This is a genomic window from Vibrio sp. D417a, from assembly GCF_030248595.1.
GTDB lineage: Bacteria > Pseudomonadota > Gammaproteobacteria > Enterobacterales > Vibrionaceae > Vibrio > Vibrio alginolyticus.
In genome coordinates, this window is sequence record NZ_JAHGAM010000015.1 from 403,849 (window position 1) to 427,508 (window position 23,660).

The following is a 23,660-nucleotide window of genomic DNA, read 5'->3' on the forward strand; positions in this document are numbered from 1 at the left end:
ATAATTAGCGCCAAAATAATGACTAAACACTCAAATAAAGCTTAGCTTTTGATCAAACGAGCTTTTTTAAGGCTTTACCGCTTTTCGTATCAATGACGGTGCTCGGGCGGGATTGGCAAATCATAATCTTGAATTTTCGGGCGCTGTCCACCTCGTTTTCGGTATTGCTTCAATTGGAATACAAATGCCAAAACCTGAGCGACGGCAGTAAATAACCCATCGGGGATCTCTTGCTCGAGTTCTGTCGTGTGGTACAACGCACGAGCCAAAGGTGGTGCAGGCACAATCGTAATGTCATGTTCGCGGGCGACTTCTCGAATCTTCATCGCCATGTGGTCAGTACCTTTAGCGATCACGACTGGCGCACGGTCTGTCTTCTGTTTATAACGAAGCGCTACCGAGAAGTGCTCTGGGTTAGTAACAATAACATCAGCTTGAGGAACATCCGCCATCATTCGACGTTGAGCCGCTTCCCTTTGCAACATACGAATACGGCCTTTCACTTCCGGCTTACCTTCAGTCTCTTTGTATTCGTCTTTGACTTCTTGCTTCGTCATTTTTAACTGATCAGCGTGCTGCCAGATTTGAAATGGAATATCGATGGCAACCACAATCAATAGCGAGCAACTGATCAGCAAAATAAAGTTCAGCAAAATATCTAAAGCATGGAAGATGTTTTGCGGATACACATCCATGCTCAATTGAATCAGATTGGCCTGCGATGCTTGGATCAAATAGATGGCGACACCAGTGACCAGAACCACTTTAAGGATTGATTTGATCAACTCTACCCAGCTTTGCATGCCAACCATTCGCTTTAAGCCGCTAAGCGGATTCATTTTCGACAGCTTGGGCATGGCCGCTTGGGCAGAAAAACTGATTCCTCCCACACCTGCTGCTCCAATCATGGCGGCGGTAAACAATGTCGCTAACACCAAAAATAGTGGGAACAACAAATCACTCATCGCGCCCAAAGCGATATCAAACAGTTTTGCAGTATCGAAAATCTCTTCTCGTTGAAGATCAAATAAACGGCTCATGATGGAAAACAATGAACGTGCTAACGCCTCTCCAAACCACATCAATGAAATGGCGCCAACGATCAGCACAGATGCTGATGCGAGCTCTTTAGATCGAGCGACCTGCCCCTTTTCTCTGGCTTGTTGTAACCGTCGGGGCGTGGCTTCTTCGGTGCGTTCCTGACCGTCTGATTCTGCCAAATCTTAGCACTCCAAGCGAATAAGCCGACAAATCTGCGCCTCACCCACTGTCCAGAACATTTCATAATGACTGTATAGACCAGCCAGTATGTACCAACAAAGTAATAGACCCACCATCAAAGCAAAAGCAAAACCAAGCGAGAAGATATTCAGCTGTGGTGCGGCACGGGTCATTACACCAAACGACAAGTTAATGGTCAGTAGCGCAATAATGCCAGATAGAGACATACTCAGTGCCGTTTGGAACATAATACCAAGCCAGCCTGCCATTTCACGAAAATCAACCGCGTTTAGAGAGCCGGAGCCAATCGGCAAAGTTTTAAAACTGAATACCACCAATTGCAGCATTTTTAAGTGTCCATCGGTGGCAAGGAAAAACATTGTCGTTAAGAACATGAATAACTGACCAAGCAATGGCGTGTTCTGACCATTTGCGGGATCAACCATAGAAGCAAAGCCCAAACTTGATTGCATACCCAATATTTGACCAAGTAGGACAAAGGTTTGAATCATAAATTGAGTAACCATACCCATCGCTATGCCGATGATCATTTGCTCGGCAATGGTCATGAAGCCACGAAACGAGAGTAGCTCAATGTCTTGAGGTACGGCGGGGATAGCTGGCATGACAGCGAAAGTGATGGCTAAACCGAGGTAAAGGCGGATTCTTGGCGAAACAAATCGGGCCCCGGTTACTGTCATCACCATCAACATGGATGAGATACGAACATAGGGCCAGAAGTAGTTTGCGATCCAATCTAAGACAACGCTAGTGGGGTACTCCATAGGCGCCTCTAATAAAGCACCTGAGGTAAGCGTTCAATCAAGCCATAGAAATATTCCATCAACATTTGCGTCATCCAATGCCCAAACAGCATCAGGGCCAAAAGCGTGACAATCAAACGCGGTAAGAAGCTCAATGTTTGTTCGTTGATGGATGTCGCAGCTTGAAAAATCGCAACTACAAGGCCGATAAGCAAGCTTGGGATGATAATGGCGCAGACCATGATAAGCACCATCCAAAGTGCTTCACGGAAAAGCTCGACAAACATTTCTGGTGTCATGTCTTATCCTCTATCTGCGCTTAACTAAAGGGCAAAGCTGCCCGCGAGTGTCGAGAGTATCAAGTTCCAACCATCGACCAATACGAACAACATCAACTTGAACGGCAACGAAACAATCATTGGTGACAACATCATCATACCCATTGCCATCAGTACCGAAGCGACTACAAGGTCAATAATCAAAAACGGCAAGAAGAGCATAAAGCCAATTTGGAATGCAGTTTTTAGCTCTGAGGTGATAAAAGCCGGAATCAACACCGCCATCGACACATCTTCTGGATTCTCGACTTGCTCTCCTGACATGGTTACGAACGTCTCCAAATCTTTGATTCGGGTCTGCTTAAGCATAAATGCTTTCATTGGCGCTTGTGCAGCATCAAACGCTTCTCGCGCCGTAACTTGCTCGTTCAAATAAGGCTGAACAGCTTTGTCGTTGATTTCGTTCAGGACAGGAGACATAACAAAAAAGGTCAAAAACAGCGCAATACCAATAATAACCTGATTAGAAGGCGTTTGTTGCAAACCCATTGCCTGACGCAATATCGACATCACCACCACAATTCGAGTGAACGAGGTCATCAGAATCACCATGGCAGGCAAGAAGCCAAGCATGGTCATTAACGCTAAAATTTGTAGTGTAACCGAGTAGTCTTCACTGCCATCAGGGTTCGTGGTCATGGTGAATGCTGGAATACCACCGCCACTAGAAACGGACATAGCACGGCTAGCACCAGTATCACTTTGCATAGCCTGAACTGTAACACCACTTCCATCGGCTAAGTTATCTGGCAGCGCTGACTCCTCTGCTTCAGCAAAGGTAAATGAAGAAAACAGCACGCCGACAAAAAGTAACAACGTACTCAGGAGCAAACGAATTGGATTACCCTTTGTCATGTTTTTTGATCAGCTGGCTAAATTGAGTCGCAAAAGCATTGGTCGCCAACTCTTCCTCTTTCAGTGGCTTATCTAACTTGGCTAAAGTTTGGATCGATTGGCTAGTAATCCCAACCAAAAACTGTTCTTCACCCACTTGAACTACTGCGATTCTTTCTTTTGTACCCACTGGCAACTGACTCACTATACGCAAGCCCTTTTGTTGTCCCATCGCTGGCACTTGCATACGTTTCAGCAACCAAGCCAGCAAAAGAATCACGCCGATTACAAGCACAAGCGAGCCAAGTGTCGTCGCAAGATCCAGATTATTTGGTGCGGCAGCAAATGCATAAGGAGCACTTAGCATTAAGCTCAGTGCTCCAGTGATTTGCTTCAATCGCATTTTGATTGAACGACTCATCTTAACGCAGCTTCTTAATTCGTTCAGTTTGGCTGATCACATCCGTCAAACGGATACCAAACTTATCGTTGACGACCACGACTTCGCCGTGAGCAATCAAAGTACCGTTAACCAATACGTCGAGCGACTCACCGGCTAGACGATCCAACTCAACAACCGAACCTTGGTTAAGCTGCAACAGGTTCCGAATGCTAATTTGAGAACGACCGACTTCCATCGAAATCGTCACCGGGATATCCATAATAGTGTCGAGTTTACGACGCTCATCTTCGCTAATTGGGCTTGAAGTGTCTTTTAGCTCTTCCAGTGGCGCAGCCAATACTTCATCTACGTCTACAGAAGGGGCAGACGGGTCTTCGCCAAGAGCGGCTGCCCATTCGTCTGCTAGCTTTTGATCGTCACTTGGTTCCATTTTTCTATCCTGTGTTACGCCTTACTCATGCCATAGCATGTCTATTTAATAAGGTATCTTAATGGTCTATATCGTCTTCACTCTCAAGCTCGGACATGATGTCTTTACCTAAGAAAGCTAAATCTGTTTTGACGACATGTGGGCGCTCAATTTCCTCAGAAATTTGCACCGCTAATTTGTCTTCCGAACGACCCATTTTTACGCGATAGGTCGGTAGGTCTTCTACAAACATCGTCGCATGTTCTGGCATTTCAATCGGGATGATATCGCCAGGTTGCAGCTCCATGAGGTCACGCAAAGAAATGTCTTTTTCGAGCAAGTTCACGCGGAAGTTAACCGGACAATCCATGATCTCTTCACGTAGTGCTGAGCTCCAGCGAACGTCCGTTTCCATCTTGTCGGACTGAACACCTGCATCCAATAGTTCACGGATAGGCTCAACCATGGAGTAAGGCATAACGACATGAAAATCGCCGCCACCGCCGTCAACTTCTATATGGAAGGAACTCACGACAATCACTTCTGTCGGGCTGACAATGTTTGCCATACTTGGGTTTACTTCAGAGTCGAGATATTCGAACTCTACCCCCATCACTGGCGACCACGCTTCTTTATAATCTTCAAATACAATTTTCAGTAACAACTGAATGATGCGGCGTTCCGTTGGGGTAAATTCACGGCCTTCGATTTTGGCGTGGAATCGACCATCACCGCCAAAGAAGTTCTCTACCAGAATAAAGACTAAACGAGCCTCCATGGTGATCAACGCAGTGCCTTTTAACGGACGAAAACGCACCATGTTCAAACTGGTTGGCACGTACAATGTGTTCTGGTATTCACCAAACTTCATCATCTGCACGCCATTGATCGACACCTCTGCCGTTTTACGCAGCATATTAAACAGACTAATACGCATGTGCCGTGCAAAGCGCTCGTTGATAAGTTCGAGCGTCGGCATTCGACCACGTACGATCCTGTCTTGCGACGAGAAATCAAAATTGACGGCACCCTCAGTGTCGTTTTCTATCGGTTCATCGACGTCATCAACATCGTCAACCCCATGCAATAGCGCATCAATTTCGTCTTGGCTTAATAGATCGGTCACGTTTTACCTATTGAATAACAAAATCTGTAAACAGTACTTTTTCAATCACTGGCTTACCGACCGCAGCATTCAGCGCTGCTTTGATATCTTCGGAAGCACGATCGCGCAATTCCACTCGTCCTGTAGGAGAGCGCAATTGATCAACCGTCGCGGAAGCAAACGTTGATAGCATAGAGCTTTCAATCAGTGGCGAATGATACCGCGCCAACTCTTCATTTTCTGCACCGCGAACCATTAACTGCGCTTTAATTTGAACCAACCTATCGCGGCTATCCCCAGTAACGTTAAATACAAATGCCTGAGGAAGATTCACATACGCGATGGGCGCAGCATCCGATGCCTTCACTTGAGCCTGTTGAGACGATTCAGCCTGAGCAGGTTCATCAGAGCCCATTAGAAAAAATGCCGCTGCCCCGCCACCAAGTAGTAATACTACAACAGCGATGATGATGATAAGTAACTTGCTTTTTCCTTTCGGCGCATCGGCCCCTTGTAACTGTTCTTCTGCCATTCTTGTCTCTTATTGTTCTTTTGAGTTACCAAGACGTTTTAGTGAGTTGCTTGGTAACCGTATGCCATTGCCGTTAAACGGCCTTTTATGCGTAAAAACTAATTCCATCACGCTTTGAAGCGACATTCAAATCCAGATTGACATCAGATTCAAAACCCTCTTCGGACTGTCCAGAAAAACCGCCACTTTGCGCGCTTTGACCATGTTGTTCAGCAGTATACCTACCTTGCTGTTGCCCGCTGTTTTGTTGCTGGACGGAAGAATCAGCCAGCTGCATACCTTGTTGCGCTAGCATTTCTCTCAAACGAGGGAGCGTCTGTTCAATAATGTCACGAGCTTGCGGGTTGTTCACTGTAAAATGTACATTGGCAACGTCGTTATTCATGGTCATACGAATTTGCATACGACCTAACTCTGGTGGATCAAGACGAATATCGAGATTTTTCAGATTCTTCGACATCATCATTTGCACTTTTTCCGCAACTTGCTCGTTGGCTAGCTCTTTAGTTAGTTGCAACGGAAGCTGAGCTTGTTGTGCAGCATCAATACGCGCTTGTTGCTGTACATTAATTCCCTGCTGACCTGCCATAGCCTGAAGCTGTCCAGCGAAACCGTGTTGGAGGTCCGGCTTATCTTGTTTATCAGCAGTCGCCTTTAGCGCACCAGTCGCCAATGCTGCGTTCATCACTTTCTGGCTAATCTCTCCGTCTTTCACACCTTGAAGCGACGTCGGCACTTGCGCGGCTATCAACGTATCAGGCGTTGGAGATAATGCGACTTTTTCTCCACTATGAGCAGTTTGTGGCTGGGGTACTTGAGCCGCTGTATGCTGGATTTGCTGAGACACTGCCATAGGTCCAGCCTGGCGAGTTAAATTATGTTGTACTTGTTGCTCTGCGAGAATCTGTTTAATGTCATTAGGGAGCGCAACAAATTGGGCAAGGTCTTGATCAGGAATATCCGCCGTGATCCTTCCTTGTTTCAACCCTTCAATGATCTGAGCTTCTTGCTGAGTCAGTGGTTTTCCTTGCGCCAACTTAGTATCTATAACTTCAAGTTCATCCAAGGATACTCGTGGAAGCGCGTCGATGTTGGAACCATCAACGTCTGTTAACAACGGCGACAGATCATTAGCTACTTCACCACTGACTGCGCTCTTAGCCGTCGGATGGCTGGCTTGTTTCGCTAGCTCTTGCCAAGCAGCAAACTCAGGCGAAAGTTTGTCGACATCGATAGGTTGACCATTCTTATCTAAAATTGGCTCTAAGTCTTGTCCTGGGATCATCTGTGCTTGTTCAAGCGAATGAGCTGATGGCGTTTCATTCAAAGCCAGCTCATCAAGGTGTGTCGAAACGGTTGCTTGCTCGTGGAACGAATGCACTAAATTCGCGCTCTGAGGCAAAACTTTGCCACTATCGATGGATGCATTACTCGCATTCAGGGTTTGATTCGCTTGTTCAATTCGACCAAGAAGCTGTTGTCCTTCGCCCATCGTGCTTTTTACGTCCACTGTATTTGATGGGTTGCTCGTATCGATTGATGTTGATTTCACTTTTTCAATAGCTTCAACATCATTCTCCAAAGGTGTGCTGTTACTCGCCTTTTGTAAACTTGCTTCTTCACTTAAGGTTGCATTCGGTTTGTTTGCTGATATTTCATCAAAACCATGGGGCTCGTCACTGACGGATTCTTGGCTTTCTTGCGCCAACAATTCGTCCGAGACGTTAGCAGAAGAAGTACTGCCTACATCCGCTCTTTCTTTTTCTTCAACTACTGTCGATTCTGTTGCTACTTTTTCGGGCTTTTGTTTACTAGCAAACGCATCGGTTAACGTTTCTAAAAATCCCTTGCTCTCAGTGCTCTCTGCGGACGCTTTAGCGGACACATCAGAAACTGGCGTCTTGGTAGTCGCAGATACATGGGACAAATTCACACTCATTTAGAAACTCTCGTTCTCGTGGCTCTGAGCGTATCGCTGACAGACAGCAATACTAGCGGCAAACAAAGGTCAAAAAGACCCGACACTGACAGCTAAAATGCAAAAATCACACCACAATATTGAGTCAATTCTCGGTAAGCTAATAGATGGCATGTTTATGGAACAAACATCAACAGTACTATCCGAGAACCTGGTTCCTAACATGATGTACAGCTACTTGATTGACTTTGAAAAACGATAAGCGTAAACAGACACTTGGCTTAACAATTAAGGAATCACTTTGAAGATCACAGAATTACGCCAATATAGAATCAAAGCAGGCAAAACAGAACAGTGGCTAAGTTGGATGAAGGAAGAACTGTTGCCCTATCAACGTTCACAAGGCATGCGTGTACTGAATACTTACGTCCACACTGGTGATGATGGACATGACTATTTTGTTTGGCTTAGAGAGTTCGACAATGAACAAGCACGCCAGGCTCTCTACGAAAAAACATACAACGAGTGGTGGGTTCGCGAGATTCGACCGAAGGTATTTGAGCTAATTGAACAAGACTCAATCAAAGTTACCTTACTTGAATCGGTAGAGATGTAGTCAACTGCAACACCGTAATGCAATATCGAACCGATAACGTTTAGAAACGATGTGGTTTTCGACTATAAAGTAAGGTGGAAAACTCGTCCATTTGCTTTTGTTCGCGCTTAGCTTCAGCAAGTTGTTTCTCTTTTTCGCGTTTATCTATCATCCACTCATAGGATTTGCGTTCTTTACGCACGGTTAACCAATATTCTTTACAGTTTTCAACCTGCTCTTTGAAATGACTTTCTGCTTGCTTTTGCTTAGATAAAGTTTCATCTAGCTGGGTAAGGAATCGATTTAAGTGTCCATATTGACTTGCCGTTAGGCCCGCCTGACCACGGTCGACGAGTTGCTGGCAATAATCAAGCCGATACTTTTCAATTTGTTCAACCTGACGGTAATAATCTTCGAGTTCAGAACGCGCTTTGTTCAGTGCAAGCACAGCTTGGTCTTCACGATCCTTAGTTTGCTCAAGTAGAAACTCCATCGCATTATTCATGCGCTATCACCCACCCAAAATGTTTCTAAGCATATTGACGCACATATCATATGACACTGATTCTTTCATGCTCTGCTGCAAGTATTCGTCTAACTTCGGTTTCAAAGTAAATGCGCCATCAATAGCAGGATCGGTACCCGGTTTGTACGCTCCAATCGAGACCAAATCTTGATTCTTGCGACAAATAGACAAGACCTGTCGCACCGCTTTTGACATCAGAACGTGCTCTTCGGTCGTGATTTGCGGCATAACACGGCTCACCGACTTCTCGACATCAATCGCCGGATAATGGCCTGCATCCGCCATTTCACGAGAAAGTACAATATGGCCATCAAGAATAGCTCGCGATGCGTCCGCTATCGGATCTTGCAAATCATCCCCTTCGGTCAACACGGTAAAGAACGCCGTAATCGAGCCTTGCTCGGCACTTCCATTACCCGCTCGCTCAACCAGCGCTGGCAGCTTGGCAAATACAGAAGGCGGGTAACCTTTCGTCGCTGGCGGCTCACCAACAGAAAGTGCGATTTCACGCTGTGCTTGTGCAAAACGAGTCAACGAGTCCATCAATAGCAGAACATCTAACCCTTGGTCTCGGAAGTATTCAGCAATCGTTAATGCCGTTTGGCACCCCTTTAAGCGCATTAGAGGTGAAGCATCGGCAGGCGCCGCGACCACCACTGAGCGGCGACGACCGTCCTCACCCAAGATCTCTTCGATGAACTCTTTAACTTCACGTCCACGCTCACCTATCAGGCCGACGACCACAACCTGTGCGGTGGTGCCTCGCGTCATCATGCCAAGCGTGACCGATTTACCCACACCAGAACCTGCAAACAGACCGATACGCTGACCTTTACCAACCGTCAACAAACCATTGATGGCTTTTAGGCCAACATCGAGCGGTTCAGAAATTGGTTTTCGAGCCAACGGGTTGATCGGCTCGGCATTAAAAGAGGCACGGTGATCGGTATACAAAGGGCCAAGTCCATCAAGTGGATTCCCAACCCCGTCTATCACGCGCCCAAGTAACTCCATGCCGACAGGCAAACCAGCGTCACTGGTTAAAGGGGTGACCCTCGCGCCAGGTAAAATGCCCGTAATTTGTTCGCTTGGCATTAAAAATAGGTTGTCACCTGAAAAGCCGACAACCTCGGCTTCCATCTGACCTGACATGGTTTCCACTAAGCATAAACTGCCAATTGGTGCGCGACAGCCGGTCGCTTCCAACGTTAACCCAACCACACGCACCAGTTTGCCAGAGGCGACAGGGCGCGTCGTAAGGCCTTCAACTTTGTAGCTTTTTAAGCGGTCAGCGAGTGCTTGCATGGATTACTCACCCTCTTGATGACGGTTGGCGCCACAAAAGCTGTGCAATACGCTTTTGACGCGTTCTTCCATGCGATAATTAATGCTTGATTCACCGGCTTCAATCTGGACGTCACCTCGATTGAGCGATGGTTCAGCAACTAACGTCCAGTTGCGACAATCAAGGTCTTCTTCACCATAAGCTGAACGAATAATCGCGACATCTTCTGGATTCAGGTGCAAGGTAATAGGGTGGCCTGATATTGGTAGCGCCTCGACCGACTGCTTCACTGTATCTAAAATAATTTGAGGGTTGGTTTGTACTTCAACGTGCACCACTTCTTTGACTAAGCAGAGCACCATATCCACCAGCTGCTTTTCAACCTGAGCATTCATCAACTCCAAAGGTTGAGCAAACTGATTGGCCAAGTTCATAAAAGTTTCAACTTGCTGCTGAATGTATTCTTGCCCTGCAGTTACCCCTTCAGCTTTTCCGAGCTCGAGACCTTCAGCATGGCCGGCTTGCAACCCTTCTTCTTTACCTTTGTCGTAACCTTGCTTAAAGCCAGCTTCCTGACCTTGATGTAAGCCTTCTTGATAAGCACCTTGCTTAATCAGTTCAATTTGCTCTTCGGTTAGCGCAAGTGGCTGCTCTTCTTCAGGCTCATCAAAATTCGGCACCCACCCCGGGTCATAGTTGAACGCGGTTTGTTTTGCTTGTTTGGCTTTAGGCTCGCCATAATCAGGCAGCCCCCAACGTTGAGGTTCGATCATCGAATCATCTTCATCAGGACGGATAAATCCACGTTTTCTATCGCCAGCCATGGGTTACCTATTGTGTGTTCGATTAAGAAGTGAGGGTGCTCCGCAATAGGATAATTGCGAAGCAATAGAAATTATAAGAATTCGTCAGCACCGCCAGACAACATGAGCTCACCAGCATCCGCCATTCGACGGGCAATTGCTAAGATTTCTTTCTGAGCGGCTTCTACATCTGCCACTCGTACTGGCGGCATCGCTTCTATGTCATCACGCATCATATCAGCAGCACGTTTAGACATGTTCTTGAAGACTTTCTCACGTAACGAGTCATCTGCACCTTTGAGTGCTTTTTGCAACACGTCTTGTGGTACGTCACGCAGCAACTTCTGAATACCTTGGTCGTCCACTTCGACTAAGTTTTCGAAGACAAACATTAGGTCTTGGATTTGCGTCGCCATGTCTTCGTCCTGATCGCGAATTTGTTCCATCAACAAACCTTCGACGTTGTTGTCTAGGTAGTTCATGATCTCCGCTGCTGCTTTCAGGCCGCCAATTTTGGCTGCTTGTGCACCCGCTTGACCCGCGAACTGTTTCTCCATGATTTCGTTCAGCTCTGCCAATGCTGATGGCTGAACTTCTTCAAGGTTGGCAATACGCATCATCAGATCCAAACGCACGCGCTCAGGGAACTGAGACAAAATCTCTGCAGATTGGTCTGCTTCTAAATAAGACAATACGATAGTTTGAATCTGTGGGTGTTCATTGACAATAATGCTCGCCACTTGGCGTGGGTCCATCCATTTCAAAGAATCCAAACCTTTTGAGCCCGTACCAAGTAGGATCTGGTCAACTAAGTTGTTGGCTTTGTCTTCACCAAGAGCGGCAACCAGTGCATTACGCATAAAGTCTTCGCTGCCCATACCAATGTTGGTGTATTTCTGGATATCCTCCAAAAACGCACGATGAACAGCAGATACCTTGTCTTGGCTGAGATCCTTCGCGCGAGCCATCGCACTACCAACACGCTGAACCTGTTTTGGTTCTAGGTGACGGATAATGCCAGCTGCATCTTGTTCATTAAGGCTCAGTAGCAAAATTGCCGCTTTTTCTTCGCCAGTAATGGTTGAAACATCCAGCTCTACTGGCATTCCCGCGGCGTTGTCATCTTGAGGTACGATATCGTTAGCCATTGTCATTCATCCAGTTTTTCACTACTTGAGCAGCCAGTTCAGGTTCATTCGCAACCAGAGCGCGAACCGCTTTCAATACATCTTCATCTTTATGAAGGTTTGGCAAATCAATACTTGAGCCAAACTCGAACAGTTCGCTGCTTTCAATGTCACTGCCAATCAAGCTAGTTTCACCATCCGCACCAATCGGCAAGCCGTCTGGTCCGTACATTTCGTCTTCATCATCGCTGGTAGGGTTAAGCAATTTCTTCATTGCTGGGCGAACCAGAACCAACACAACCACAATAATCACTAATGCACTTGCGAACCAACGAACCCAATCACTGAAGTTAGGGTGCTCCCAAATTGGTGGTTCTTCTAGCTGCTCAGCCTCTGGCTCAGCAAACTTTACACTCAATACATTCAGCAAATCGCCACGGCCTTGATCAAAGCCAACAGTACCAATTAATACTTGGCGAATGGCATTGATTTCAGATTCGGACATTGGGGTATAAGTCACTTCACCCGTATCAGGGTTAACTTGACGACGGTCTTTAATCGCAACAGAAACGGTCTGACGAGCCACCGTCCCGGTCTGCTTTCGCTCGTGGCTGATGGTGGTATCTAGCTCAAAGTTACGCGTGGACTCTTTACGAACTGACCCCTGCCCCATGACAGAACCATCTTTCATTTGAGCCACATCTTGCGGAATTGAGGCATCCGCTGGAGGCTGATTACTCAACGCACCCGGAATACCCGCTACCATGTTACCGTTATTGTAATCTTCGAGTGCGTACTCACTGCGGGTCGCAGGGGTGTTCGGATCAAAGCGTTTGCGAGTTTGTTCAACCGCACTGAAATCCATTTGGATGTCAACCTGCGCCGTATAGTTGCCATAACCTAAAATCGGTAATAGTACGGAATCAATTTTTTCGCGCAGCGCTTGTTCTTGGTTGCGTTCTAATTCTTGTTCTTTGCGTCGCGCCGCAGAAGCAGGATCTTGGGAGCCTGAGCTGAGTAAGCGGCCATGCTGATCTGTGACGGTAATTCGAGAAGTTTTCATTCCCGGCACGGCACTCGCTACCATGTCGACAATAGAATCCACTTCTTGCTGCTTAAGGTTCGTGCCTGTCGACAATGTCAAAAATACCGACGCAGACGCTTCTTGGTTATGACGCACAAATACGCTGTGCTTTGGCAGTGCCAATAACACTCGTGCTTTGCGAACTTGCTTCATTTCTTCAATTGCTTGAGCCAATTGGCGCTCTCGACTGAGTTTGAGACGCTCTTGCTCGAGACGTTGTGAAACACCAAAACCCATGTCTTGCAGCAAAATATCATCGCCTGCTTCTGTAGCTTGGTTAACGCCGGAACGAACCATGCCAAGTTTGATCGAGTTGTACTCACTCGATTCAACAGAAACAGTATTGCCATCAAGCTTATAATTGATTTTCTGCTGGTCCAGATAATCCAGAACGGGGATCAATTCTTCGGTCTCATACGCACCAAGTGGGCGCATCTCCGGTTCTTTGACCCAAAAGAACAGCATCACGATCAATGCAACACAGATGGATATCGACAGCACAAGCACAACCTGACGAAGTAAATCGAGGTCGCCCACTGCCATATCGAATTTTGACGCACTGCGCTCCTCTAGATCTGGATTTTGACTCTCCACATCCACATCGGAACTTGCTACCAGTGCACCATCTGAGCCGCCTTCAGTGACGGTTAAATCTGTAGACTTGTCTGCCACACTTATTACCTAAATTACACTGGCATGTTCATGAGGTCTTTATATGCCTCAACGAGTTTATTGCGAATTTGAACCGTCGCATCAAAAGCGACACTAGACTTGTTACGAGCGATCATAACGTCAGAAAGGGATACATCGGCATCACCACGATCAAAACGGGTTTGTAAATCACCAGATGCTTTTTGAAGTGTGTTCACGTTATTGATGGCTTTAGTTAGGAGATCGTTAAAATCCGCTCCAACTTTCGCCCCACTTGCAGTAGGAGCCGTATTGGTTGCTTCTACCATCATGGCGCGCATTTCTGCCTGAATACCATCAATTTTCATTAGCACCTCTAAGCCAAAAGATTGACTATTAACAAAACTGATTATTGACACAGCAATTAACGTGCCATAAGACATTAGCAATCAATTTACTTACACTTTTCGTCTTATGGCTGTTGTCTGTGTTAATTCGGGATATCTATACCAGCATCACGCATTTTGGCAAGCTTATAGCGCAAGGTTCGAGGGCTTATACCCAGTTTCTCCGCCATTTCTTTGCGTCGACCATTACACTCAACCAAAGTCTCCAAAATAATGGCGTATTCTTGATCGCGCAGCTCGCTACCTAAGCCTTCTCCACCAGTTACTGGGCGGCTAACACTCTCAGCTTGAGCAACTGGCTTAACATTGGGCACGACCATATCTGCATTTTGCACCACGTGTTGCAAGCTATTGGCATCTTGCCAATCTACGCCCTCAAGCAAAATGTGCTCTGCATCGATGTCGCCATTTTCACTTAATATCAGCGCTCGTTGAACCACGTTATCCAATTCACGAACATTACCCGGCCAAGGGTATTGCAATAGTTTTTCTAACGCAACGGTCGAGAATTGAGGCACTGGCATGCCCATTTTGCTGCAATGACGCTCAGCAAGATGCTTGGCAAGCGGTGCAATATCGCCTTTACGTTCTTTAAGTGCAGGCCACGAAATTGGGAATACATTCAGGCGGTAATATAAGTCCTCTCTGAAGTTTCCTTCTGACACGTATTGCTTAAGATCACGGTTACTCGTCGCTAACACACGAACATCTAACTTGATGCTTTTGCGACTGCCAAGGCGCTCTACTTCTCGCTCTTGCAAAACACGCAATAACTTCGCTTGCAGGTTCAAGTCCATTTCGCTGATTTCATCAAGCAAGATTGTGCCACCTTGCGCTTGTTCAAACTTTCCTGGGCATGCCTGAACAGCACCAGTAAATGCGCCCTTTTCATAGCCAAACAGTGTTGCTTCGAGCATATTGTCAGGAATCGCGGCACAGTTAATTGCGACAAAAGGACCATTTTTACGATTTGACGCGTTGTGAATATAGCGCGACATCACTTCTTTACCTGAGCCACTCGGACCTAGCACCATAACATTCGCATCTGTACGTGCCACTTTATCGGCCAACGCGAGTAAGCGCAGACTTTTCTCATCAGCAACGATGGCATCACCGTTGTCATCACTTTTTATCGGTGCATAACGACTGACCATATTTAGCAACACTTCTGGTGCAAATGGTTTCGCCATGTAGTCGATCGCGCCATCTTTCATTGCAGACACGGCATCTTCAATGTTGGCGTACGCCGTCATTAGCAATACTGGTAAGTTAGGCCAATTCTGCTTGATGCTTTTGAGCAGAACTAAGCCACCCATACCCGCCATTTGCACATCAGAAACGACGATATCAACCGTATTCGATTTCAGCTTCAACAGTGCATCTTCAGCACAGTCCGCTTCCAACCATTCATACCCTGCCAGAGCCAGAGTATCGACTAGGGCTTCACGAAGACCTTCATCGTCTTCTACGATCAGCACTTTGCTTTGCGCCATTATGATTCTCCAGAAATTGTTATTACCAAAAGCCGCTTATTGCGCTTCTGTTTGCACTCGCTCTAGCGGAATGCACATGGTGAAGCAGGCTCCATCACCCTGCTCTGAAATAAGTTCCAATCGACCGTCATGGGCACGGCAAACCATTTGAACAACTGCCAACCCTAATCCAGTTCCTTGAGAACGTGTGGTAAAAAATGGCTCCATGATTTTGGCTTGCAGTTCTTCGGGCACACCCGGTCCGCTGTCTTGCACAGAAATGCGTAACTCACCATTTACCGGGCGGAAAAAAATATCGACTTGCGATTCTTTACCAGACATTTGAATCGCGTTCATGACCAGATTACTTAATGCGGATGCAATGGCGTTCGCATTGCCTAGTAGTTCAGTTTGTTCTTCTTCCACTTCTAGGCAGTAATCAATACTGTTGTTTTTTAGCGCGGTTTCGACCATCGGCTGGTATTCCGCTACCAACTGGGCAATCGTAAATGGCTTAATGACTTTATTATCACCACCTTTAGCAAAAAGCAGCATATCATTAACCTGCTTTTCCAAATCGTGCAGTCGATCCATTAATTTGGTTTGGAAGCGATCTTTTGTCGCTGGAGGAAGATTTGGCGCTCCCAAATTGGATGCATATAACATAGCGCTCGACAGCGGCGTTCTTACTTGGTGAGCAAGCGACGCAACCATACGTCCTAACGACGATAAGCGCTGTAAATCACTGACACGAGCTTGAAGTAAACGGGTTTCGGTTAAATCGGTAATCAGGATCAATTGACCTGTTGTGGACGCCGAGATGGCGAGTCGAACTTTACGGCCATTACGTAATGAAACTTCGTGGCCATCATCTTCACGTGGGTCAAACACCGCCTGGATAACGTTGAACCATTTTTCGTTAACCAGTGGAATCTCAAGAATTCGGTGCGCTTCTGGATTTGCTTCACGCACTACTCCGTACGTATCGAGCAAAATCACTCCAGCAGGCATCACATCGAGCACCTGTTTGTAGCGCTCAACCTGATTCTCTACGGAATCTAAATGGGATTGATTGGTGTTGTTATCCATTACTGCCTGTCGAAATATCGCCGCTAAAACTAAAATAGCTTGGTAAGCAATTAGCGTACCAAGCTATTTTTTATATTTATCAGGACGTTAAGCTATCGACAATAAGTTGACACTCAGAGATAACAGTTTTGGATGCCAGAAAAACGATGTTAACTAGCACAAGTGATAATTCAGATATCGTCTTAAAACTTCACTTTACCTAGCGCTGTAAGTTGTACTTACGCATTTTTTCCACCAGCGTAGTACGTCGCATACCCAGCATGTCGGCCGCTCTCGCTACAACGCCACCCTGCGCTTCTAATGCTTGGCTGATCATATTAACTTCTAAATCAGCCAGCAGCTCTTTCAAATTAACCCCTTCCGGTGGCAGCGCTTGCGGGGCGTTCATGCTGTGATCAAGGTCGTCTTGATCTTCAAAGCTAAAATCTTCAGAGAAGATATCTTGGAATACATCACGCTCTTGCTCTTCCACCGAAACAAATGGATTGCTCTCTGGTTGGAACTCTGGGATGTCACTGTAGCGATATTTGGTTGGTAGATGGTTTACATCCACCAAGCTATTTGGATACAGAATAATCATTCGCTCAACAAGATTAGCCAACTCGCGTACGTTGCCCGGCCAGTTATGCTCCATCAGTGAGTTGATTGCACGAGGTGTAAAGCAGATAGGTTGTCCGCCTTCCGCCTCTAAACGTGTCATCAGTTCTTGCAGCAGCAATGGTATATCTTGTTTGCGCTCTTTCAGCGCTGGCATCTCAATTGGAAACACGTTCAGACGATAGAACAAGTCTTCTCGGAACGTGCCTTCTTCAATCATATTTTCTAGATTACGGTGTGTCGCCGCCACAACTCGAACATTTACCTTGATGGTACTATTGCCACCTACACGTTCAAAGCAGCGTTCTTGCAATACACGAAGCAACTTTACTTGCATCGACATTGGCATATCGCCAATCTCATCAAGAAAGATAGTGCCACCATCTGCGAGCTCAAATCGACCTTTACGGGCAGTTAACGCACCAGTAAACGCGCCTTTTTCGTGACCAAATAATTCGCTTTCTAGGAGCTCAGGCGGTATTGCACCACAGTTAATAGGTACAAAAGCGCCATCGCGGTATGAAGAATGATAGTGGATGTTACGCGCAACAACTTCTTTACCCGTACCGGACTCACCTAAGATCAACACGTTTGCTTCCGTGTTTGATACTTGCTCGATCAGGTGTCGAACTTCTTGAATACCTCTACTTTGACCAACTAAGCTGCGAAAAAGCGTGTTTTTGCGTGCACTAGCAACAACATTCACTCCTTTTCGCCCCAGAAAATCTTTGCAGTGGCGTAACGCTTCACTAAGCTGTGGGTAATTAAGCGGCAGCTCTAGTTCACCAACAAAATTTGGAAGATCATCAACAGGCAAAGGAAAACGGCCCATGACTAGAAGAGGGATGTGGTAAGCGCTGTTTAAATGAGAGATAACCGTACTCGCCGCTTGACCTGCTGGAATATTACCAACAATACAGCACGACCATACGCTAGACCAATCAACATCGCTGAGCTGATCAGAACTGACCGCTTCGCAATTTTCTCCAACAAATTCCAATATATTGCTTAAATTTAAACGACTTGATGCGTCATCATCAATTACAAGCAGCTTTGCCAAACCATGCATAAGTAAGAATGATTGCCTTTATTTTAGGTGCGTTGCGGCCAAACCTTGATTTGCGCAATTGGGTGCTAAAGAAGGCAGAACCACCACACTCAATTTACGATAGACAAAATAGGAAAATCAGCAACAAAAAAGCCATTAGGGCTACTAATGGCTTCTATTTTATTTGAATATAAAAATAAGGCAACCAAGCAATGGAGAGGTGTGAGCTTGATAGAAACTTTGCTACACAACTCGTTGCGCAATTGACAAATATATTCGTCTAGTATCTTAACGCATTGTTTTGACTATTAAATACCAACTTCAGCAGCGGTAAGATTATGAAACTCTGTTGGGATTTGGTCCCAAGCGGACTTGATCTCACGGATAATGTCAATAACGTCGTCGATCAGCTGAGGCTCATTTTGATGGTTAGCAGCAGAAATTTGCGTGATCATAAACTCATACAGTGAATCTAAGTTTGAAGCAATATCACCACCGTCATCCATAGATAGACAGCTGCGTAGCGCGATAATGATGTCTAACGCTTTACCCAAGCGCTCACCTTTTGCTGGAATATTGCCTGCTTGCATGGCTGCTTTACCTTGAATAAGGCGCTCAATCGCACCAGCCATAAGCATTTGAATGACTTTGTGCGGAGAAGCCGCGCTAAGCTGGCTGTCGACTGATACCTTTTTGTATGCTTGCAAAGAACCGCGCATAGTAATCCTCTTTTAAATAAATTTTTTGTACTGCTGAAGTGAACGCTGGCCATAACGAAACTTATGGAGCTCTTTTCCGACCTTTGACGTTTCCGATTGCATCAGCTCGACAATTCTTTTGGTACGAGTTAGCAATGCTTGCCACTCTGCATCCTGCTTAACCAAAGGATTTTGATGAATAATTGGTAACAGGTTTTGCAATAACCGTTCCCTGATATCGACCAAGCGAAGAATTTCTTCAGCATTAAAATCAATTTTTTCTAATTCTTGCGTAATTAGTTGATCTATATCACTAATTTCCATGAGTTCTTTTTGCATTTATTAACCCAACGCACTCATCAAAGCGCCCAACTGGCCTTGCATTTTACCGGTCGCATCTTGCATCGCGGTAAACTTCGCATGAGTACGCTTCTCTAGGCTTTCCATGCGGCGATCTAATGCCGCTTGATCGTCACTCAAACGGTAGTTTTGTTCTGTGAGACTTTTTTCTCGAGTACGAATACTGCCTGTAATACCTGTGATACCGTGAATCGCATCTTCGACTCGTTTAGCAAAACCTGTGTTGCCACCGAAGAACTTTTCTAACTCGTTGAAGTTATTGTTCAACTGGCGGTCTAGCATGTCATAGTTGATTTCTAGGGTGCCTTGACGTGTGGTCGTAATGCCAAATTCTGTTAAGGACTTTAGGTTTTCAGGTGCTTTATCGATTCGAGTAGAAAAGACCGATTTTAATCGTGAATCTGCACTGCGTACGGTGCTGTCACCTGACAACGGCCCTTTTTGACCCGTTACCGGATCCACACTCGCTAACGCTTGGGAGGTTTGATAAAACGAGTTATACGCTGCCACAAAGTTTTCGATATCGTTGCGTACACTTTGACGGTCGTACTCGACACCAATTTCAGCAGGCGGTTTATTCGGTTCTGATTTGCCTTTTAGTGTTAAATCAACACCTTCGATCGCATCTTCAATCACATTGTTGTGGCTAGATAGCTTTGCCACTCCATCAAGCAGTACTTCTGAATCTTGCCCTGCTTGTACTTCTGTCATCCCAAGGTATTGTTCAAAAGCAGATTGTGCCTTTGCGATTTTCGCTTCTGCTTCATCAATTTTTTCCAGACGCTCACGTTCTTGAGGATCAAGTTTAGCGCGATGAATTTGCTTAGCTTGCGCTTCGGAAAGTTCACCACGTGCCACTTTTTCGTCTAACGCTTGCTTTTCACTCGCAATTTTTTGCTCGATTTCCGCTTTTTCTTGCTCAAGAAGCTGCTTAGCCTCTTTCGTCGTAACGTAAGAATCGGTTAGGGTGCCCGATGCGGCATTATTCCAGCCTGGAACATCTGGTGCCTTCTCTATTGCCTTTTCGTCGAGTTCGAGCTCTGGTTCTTCATAAGAGTCCAACAAAGTACCTGACGCAGTTTCTGTCCACCCTGGAATTCTGTCTTCAGGGCGTAAACTCGCGCGTCGGTTGGCTTCATCAATGGCTTCTTGACCAGCTTTTGCTGCTTCCGCACCCGCCGCAGAGATTAGCGCTTGCGATGCATCATCTTGTACATCGTCTGCCGCTTTTTGCTCTTCTGGAGGTAGAGGATTGCCGTTTGCATCCAGCTCTTCTGCTGGTTGTTCCGGAAATTTAAGAGGACCTAAGACATCTTCCGCCGCTGAACGAGCTTCTTCAAGCACGTTGACGCGGTCTTCAAGTGTTTGGTATTCGAAATATTTAAGAGGGTTGCCTTTTTCTGCCTCCACACTGACTCTGATTTGATGATCCTTACCAGAGAGGTTAGAAGCAAGGATAAGGCGTGGACCTTCGACGTCGTTAATAAGAGATGCACGAACGCCAGGGTTATCTTTAGCGCCATTGATGCCACGTACGACATCGATGAGCTTAGATCGGGAACGAACATCGATATTAAAACGCTCATCACCAAGCGAAATCTGCAGCTTACCAGGGCCAAATTTTGCGTCTTCTGGCAATACGTCAGAAGCGACTTTATGGCTCTGAGCAAGCTGCAACACATCGATAGCATATTTGCCAGCGATAGCATCTGTGGTTGCCGTGGCAGATACGATATTGTCATCGGTCGTTTCGACAGTGCGAACGGCAAATGCTTTCTCCTGACGAAAGTTCGCCATGAGATTTTTCATCGTATCCAATGATTCTCTGAGTCGTCCGTAAGCACTGATACTGGCATTAATTGTCGTGCGTTCGTTGTCGATGCGTTGCTGCTTTGGTACGCGTTCGGCATCCACAATTTTGCTGACCATGGAATTAATATCCATGCCGCCAGACATCCCCAAAGGGCCTAAACTCATCAAATCACCTCTAAAAACGACTTACACTTTTTCAGTCAACAACCCGCTGTTGGCTGTGTGCTCAGCTAGGCGACGCAATACCACTAGCATTTCTTCATCAGGAATTTGACGAATCACGTCACCGGTATTGGCTTCATAAATCGTCACCACATCTCGTCCGGATTCTTCATCCACTCGAAATGCGACTCCTTTGTTTATGGACGTGACAAATTCATTCATTTGCGCGACCAATTTTTCACGTTCTTCTTTGTTCAGTTCTTGACGGCTTTCAGCCATCTCGAGCGCAGCTTGAACAGAGAAGTCGTATTCGGTGTTTTTCGCTTTTTGCGGCGAAATCTCACCATTTGAATTTGCTGGGCTAGACGTGCCTATATCATTGCCATTTTTATTTGCAAACTTTGTGCCATTTGGCGTGCCGTAAGGCTGGATGTTCGATGCGTAGGAGGATATATCCATTACAATCTCCCTTCCACCTTATGGGCTAACGATAGAATCTATCGCTTTGGTGCCCCAGCACTAAGGTGTTGACCTCAGGCTGGGTTTACCACTTAGCCCAACAAGCTTAGCGCTGCAGATGGAGACTGCTTCGCTTGAGCCAGGATTGAAGTACTTGCTTGCTGAAGAATTTGCGACTTAGTCATCGCAGTGGTTTCCTTCGCGTAATCAGTATCTTTAATACGGCTTTTAGACGCGTTAACGTTCTCGTTAATGTTGTCTAGGTTGCTGATTGCGTGGTTGAAGCGGTTTTGGAAAGCACCGAGTGAAGCTCGTTGGCTGTCTACGGACTTAAGAGCACCGTCGATAACCGCTACTGCTTCTTGAGAGCCAGCTACTGTGGTTACGTCGATGTCTTTCACTGTTACGTCTTTCGGGCCACCAAAGCCGATCTCGTCTGCTAGGTTGCCAGAAAACTCAACATCACCTTCAACTTTTTGAGAAGAAGCAAATACTTGTAGTTTGCCATCTTCGCCAACAGAGGCTTTTACATCATCGTTTTGACCGTTGATGTATGTCGCTAGCTGCTCAATATCATCGCCTTGCTTAGCGCTGATTGATAGCTCTTTCTCTTCACCCTGCTTGTTGGTGTAGCTCATTTTGAACTCTGTTTTCTCACCAACAGTCCAAGATGCGTCTTTACCCTCTTCTGCTGCGTAGCTCTTACCACCCATTGCTGAAGTGTCTGAGCGTAGGTTACCCATAGAAAGCATCACGGCTTCACCTGAGTCCGCACCGATTTGGAAAGATTGAGTACCGTAAGTACCGTTTAGAAGCTTGTTACCACCGAAAGAGGTAGTTTCAGCAATACGGTTTAGCTCGTCGTTTAGCGCTGTTACTTCTTCTTGGATCGCTACACGTTCTGCTTTTGAGTTAGAACCGTTCGCAGATTGAAGCGAAAGATCACGCATACGTTGTAGGATGTTGGTAGATTCATTCATTGCACCTTCAGCAACCTGTGCAATAGAAATACCGTCGTTTGCGTTTTTCACTGCCATGTCTAGGCCACGGCTTTGTGCATTCAAGCGGTTTGAAATCTGTAGACCTGCAGCATCGTCTTTCGCGCTATTGATTTTATAACCCGAAGACAAACGCTCCATTGATTTTTGTTGACCGTCAGCTGCCTGGTTTAGGTAACGCTGTGCAGTCATCGCAGAAACGTTAGTATTAACGTTAATCGCCATAATTGATCTCCTTAAGGCTTTAGTGAATGTACCGTCGTGTCTCTCACCTCACTTAGGTACATCTCATTTCTCTCAGTCCCTTTAACGGCGACCGATGAATATCCTTTAGAAGAAATTTTCAATTTTTTGCGATTATTTTCTTTGGCTTACTGAAATGTGATGAAGCTCTAATGTCGTGATTCGCAGAAATCCTGGGGCCCCAAAAGACAGAAAAAAACCCAGCCGAAGCTGGGTTTACTCGCTCATCTCTCACCACGAGCCAATGAGGTTCTCGTCTTAGGTTTGAAATTAACCTAGCAGACTTAGCGCTGAGTTTGGCGCTTGTTTCGCTTGCGCAAGGATTGAGCTTGACGCTTGCGATAGAATTTGTGACTTGGTCATTGCCGTCGTTTCTTTCGCGAAATCTGTATCTTTGATACGGCTCTTCGACGCGTTCACATTCTCGTTAATGTTGTCCAAGTTGCTGATTGCATGGTTGAAACGGTTCTGGAAAGCACCCAGCTCTGCGCGGTGGCTGTCTACGTATTTCAGTGCCGCATCGATGATAGCAACAGATTCTTGTGCGCCACCGACTGAGGTTACGTCGATAGTATCTACCGTCACTTTTTTACCTTCGCCCAAACCTAGCTCACCAGATAGGCCGCCTGAAAACTCGACTTCGCCTTCGACTTTGTTGTTGCCAGCAAAGATTTGCAGTTTACCGTCTTGGTCTACTGAGGCTTTCACTAGGTCAGTTTGACCGTTAATGTAAGTCGCAAG

25 protein-coding genes are annotated in these 23,660 nt (G+C 46.1%); 1 reads left to right on the forward strand and 24 read right to left on the reverse strand.

The features are described 5' to 3' along the window. Positions 1-89: 89 nt before the first annotated feature. The 9 genes from flhB to KI742_RS15615 form a co-directional block, all read right to left on the reverse strand. Positions 90-1,220: a flagellar biosynthesis protein FlhB gene (gene flhB, locus KI742_RS15575; RefSeq protein ID WP_285385919.1), complete on the reverse strand. Its 1,131-nt coding sequence runs from the start codon at positions 1,218-1,220 to the stop codon at positions 90-92. A gap of 3 nt (positions 1,221-1,223) precedes the next feature. Then, positions 1,224-2,006 (reverse strand): flagellar biosynthetic protein FliR, encoded by a 783-nt coding sequence (gene fliR / locus KI742_RS15580; RefSeq protein ID WP_005384463.1) that lies wholly within the window; start codon positions 2,004-2,006, stop codon positions 1,224-1,226. Positions 2,007-2,014: 8 nt separating this feature from the next. Continuing rightward, positions 2,015-2,284, reverse strand: a complete 270-nt coding sequence (fliQ, locus tag KI742_RS15585) for a flagellar biosynthesis protein FliQ (protein ID WP_005380488.1) — start codon at positions 2,282-2,284, stop codon at positions 2,015-2,017. A gap of 24 nt (positions 2,285-2,308) precedes the next feature. Beyond that, positions 2,309-3,178, reverse strand: a complete 870-nt coding sequence (fliP, locus tag KI742_RS15590; protein WP_005394311.1) for a flagellar type III secretion system pore protein FliP — start codon at positions 3,176-3,178, stop codon at positions 2,309-2,311. After that, positions 3,165-3,578, reverse strand: a complete 414-nt coding sequence (gene fliO / locus KI742_RS15595) for a flagellar biosynthetic protein FliO (RefSeq protein WP_005380480.1) — start codon at positions 3,576-3,578, stop codon at positions 3,165-3,167. The genes fliP and fliO overlap by 14 nt, the downstream gene beginning before the upstream one ends. A 1-nt stretch (position 3,579) precedes the next feature. Further along, positions 3,580-3,990 carry a flagellar motor switch protein FliN gene (gene fliN, locus KI742_RS15600; protein ID WP_005380479.1) on the reverse strand — a complete coding sequence of 137 codons (411 nt, stop codon included), beginning with the start codon at positions 3,988-3,990 and terminating at the stop codon, positions 3,580-3,582. Between the two features lie 58 nt (positions 3,991-4,048). Further along, entirely contained in the window at positions 4,049-5,095 is a 1,047-nt protein-coding gene (gene fliM, locus KI742_RS15605; protein WP_005380478.1) for a flagellar motor switch protein FliM, read from the reverse strand. Between the two features lie 7 nt (positions 5,096-5,102). Further along, entirely contained in the window at positions 5,103-5,606 is a 504-nt protein-coding gene (gene fliL, locus KI742_RS15610; protein ID WP_005380477.1) for a flagellar basal body-associated protein FliL, read from the reverse strand. An 85-nt stretch (positions 5,607-5,691) separates the two neighbouring features. Further along, complete coding sequence (locus tag KI742_RS15615) at positions 5,692-7,545, reverse strand: flagellar hook-length control protein FliK (RefSeq protein ID WP_285385921.1); 1,854 nt, start codon at positions 7,543-7,545, stop codon at positions 5,692-5,694. A 280-nt stretch (positions 7,546-7,825) separates the two neighbouring features. Here KI742_RS15615 and KI742_RS15620 point away from each other — a divergent pair, with 280 nt between their 5' ends. Continuing rightward, positions 7,826-8,140: an NIPSNAP family protein gene (locus KI742_RS15620; RefSeq protein ID WP_017635953.1), complete on the forward strand. Its 315-nt coding sequence runs from the start codon at positions 7,826-7,828 to the stop codon at positions 8,138-8,140. Between the two features lie 40 nt (positions 8,141-8,180). Here the strand turns inward: KI742_RS15620 and fliJ are convergent, their stop codons facing one another. The 15 genes from fliJ to KI742_RS15695 all read right to left on the reverse strand — a co-directional run. Continuing rightward, on the reverse strand, positions 8,181-8,624 hold the full coding sequence (fliJ, locus tag KI742_RS15625; RefSeq protein ID WP_005380474.1) for a flagellar export protein FliJ: 444 nt from the start codon (positions 8,622-8,624) through the stop codon (positions 8,181-8,183). A 6-nt stretch (positions 8,625-8,630) separates the two neighbouring features. Next, positions 8,631-9,950 (reverse strand): flagellar protein export ATPase FliI, encoded by a 1,320-nt coding sequence (gene fliI, locus KI742_RS15630; protein ID WP_132936877.1) that lies wholly within the window; start codon positions 9,948-9,950, stop codon positions 8,631-8,633. Between the two features lie 3 nt (positions 9,951-9,953). After that, positions 9,954-10,754, reverse strand: a complete 801-nt coding sequence (gene fliH, locus KI742_RS15635; RefSeq protein WP_005380472.1) for a flagellar assembly protein FliH — start codon at positions 10,752-10,754, stop codon at positions 9,954-9,956. A gap of 71 nt (positions 10,755-10,825) precedes the next feature. Further along, a complete protein-coding gene (gene fliG / locus KI742_RS15640; protein WP_005380470.1) occupies positions 10,826-11,881 on the reverse strand; it encodes a flagellar motor switch protein FliG in 1,056 nt (351 codons plus the stop codon). Beyond that, positions 11,874-13,616 (reverse strand): flagellar basal-body MS-ring/collar protein FliF, encoded by a 1,743-nt coding sequence (gene fliF / locus KI742_RS15645; RefSeq protein ID WP_053306693.1) that lies wholly within the window; start codon positions 13,614-13,616, stop codon positions 11,874-11,876. The genes fliG and fliF overlap by 8 nt, the downstream gene beginning before the upstream one ends. Positions 13,617-13,630: 14 nt before the next feature. After that, positions 13,631-13,942: a flagellar hook-basal body complex protein FliE gene (gene fliE / locus KI742_RS15650; RefSeq protein WP_005384482.1), complete on the reverse strand. Its 312-nt coding sequence runs from the start codon at positions 13,940-13,942 to the stop codon at positions 13,631-13,633. Between the two features lie 122 nt (positions 13,943-14,064). Continuing rightward, positions 14,065-15,474 (reverse strand): sigma-54 dependent transcriptional regulator, encoded by a 1,410-nt coding sequence (locus KI742_RS15655; RefSeq protein ID WP_225455688.1) that lies wholly within the window; start codon positions 15,472-15,474, stop codon positions 14,065-14,067. Positions 15,475-15,510: 36 nt separating this feature from the next. After that, a complete protein-coding gene (locus KI742_RS15660; RefSeq protein ID WP_005380459.1) occupies positions 15,511-16,542 on the reverse strand; it encodes a PAS domain-containing sensor histidine kinase in 1,032 nt (343 codons plus the stop codon). 199 nt (positions 16,543-16,741) lie between these two features. Beyond that, positions 16,742-18,208 carry a sigma-54 dependent transcriptional regulator gene (locus tag KI742_RS15665; protein ID WP_005384490.1) on the reverse strand — a complete coding sequence of 489 codons (1,467 nt, stop codon included), beginning with the start codon at positions 18,206-18,208 and terminating at the stop codon, positions 16,742-16,744. 287 nt (positions 18,209-18,495) lie between these two features. Beyond that, positions 18,496-18,906 (reverse strand): flagellar export chaperone FliS, encoded by a 411-nt coding sequence (gene fliS / locus KI742_RS15670; protein WP_005380457.1) that lies wholly within the window; start codon positions 18,904-18,906, stop codon positions 18,496-18,498. Positions 18,907-18,918: 12 nt separating this feature from the next. Further along, on the reverse strand, positions 18,919-19,224 hold the full coding sequence (locus KI742_RS15675) for a flagellar protein FliT (protein WP_005380456.1): 306 nt from the start codon (positions 19,222-19,224) through the stop codon (positions 18,919-18,921). 3 nt (positions 19,225-19,227) lie between these two features. Then, a complete protein-coding gene (fliD, locus tag KI742_RS15680) occupies positions 19,228-21,222 on the reverse strand; it encodes a flagellar filament capping protein FliD (RefSeq protein ID WP_065274750.1) in 1,995 nt (664 codons plus the stop codon). A gap of 21 nt (positions 21,223-21,243) precedes the next feature. Next, positions 21,244-21,678, reverse strand: coding sequence for a flagellar protein FlaG (flaG, locus tag KI742_RS15685; protein WP_005380451.1), 435 nt, complete (start codon positions 21,676-21,678; stop codon positions 21,244-21,246). 92 nt (positions 21,679-21,770) lie between these two features. After that, on the reverse strand, positions 21,771-22,901 hold the full coding sequence (locus tag KI742_RS15690; RefSeq protein ID WP_005380449.1) for a flagellin: 1,131 nt from the start codon (positions 22,899-22,901) through the stop codon (positions 21,771-21,773). Between the two features lie 288 nt (positions 22,902-23,189). Then, on the reverse strand, positions 23,190-23,660 hold a 471-nt coding region (locus tag KI742_RS15695; RefSeq protein WP_285385236.1), incomplete at its 5' end, for a flagellin.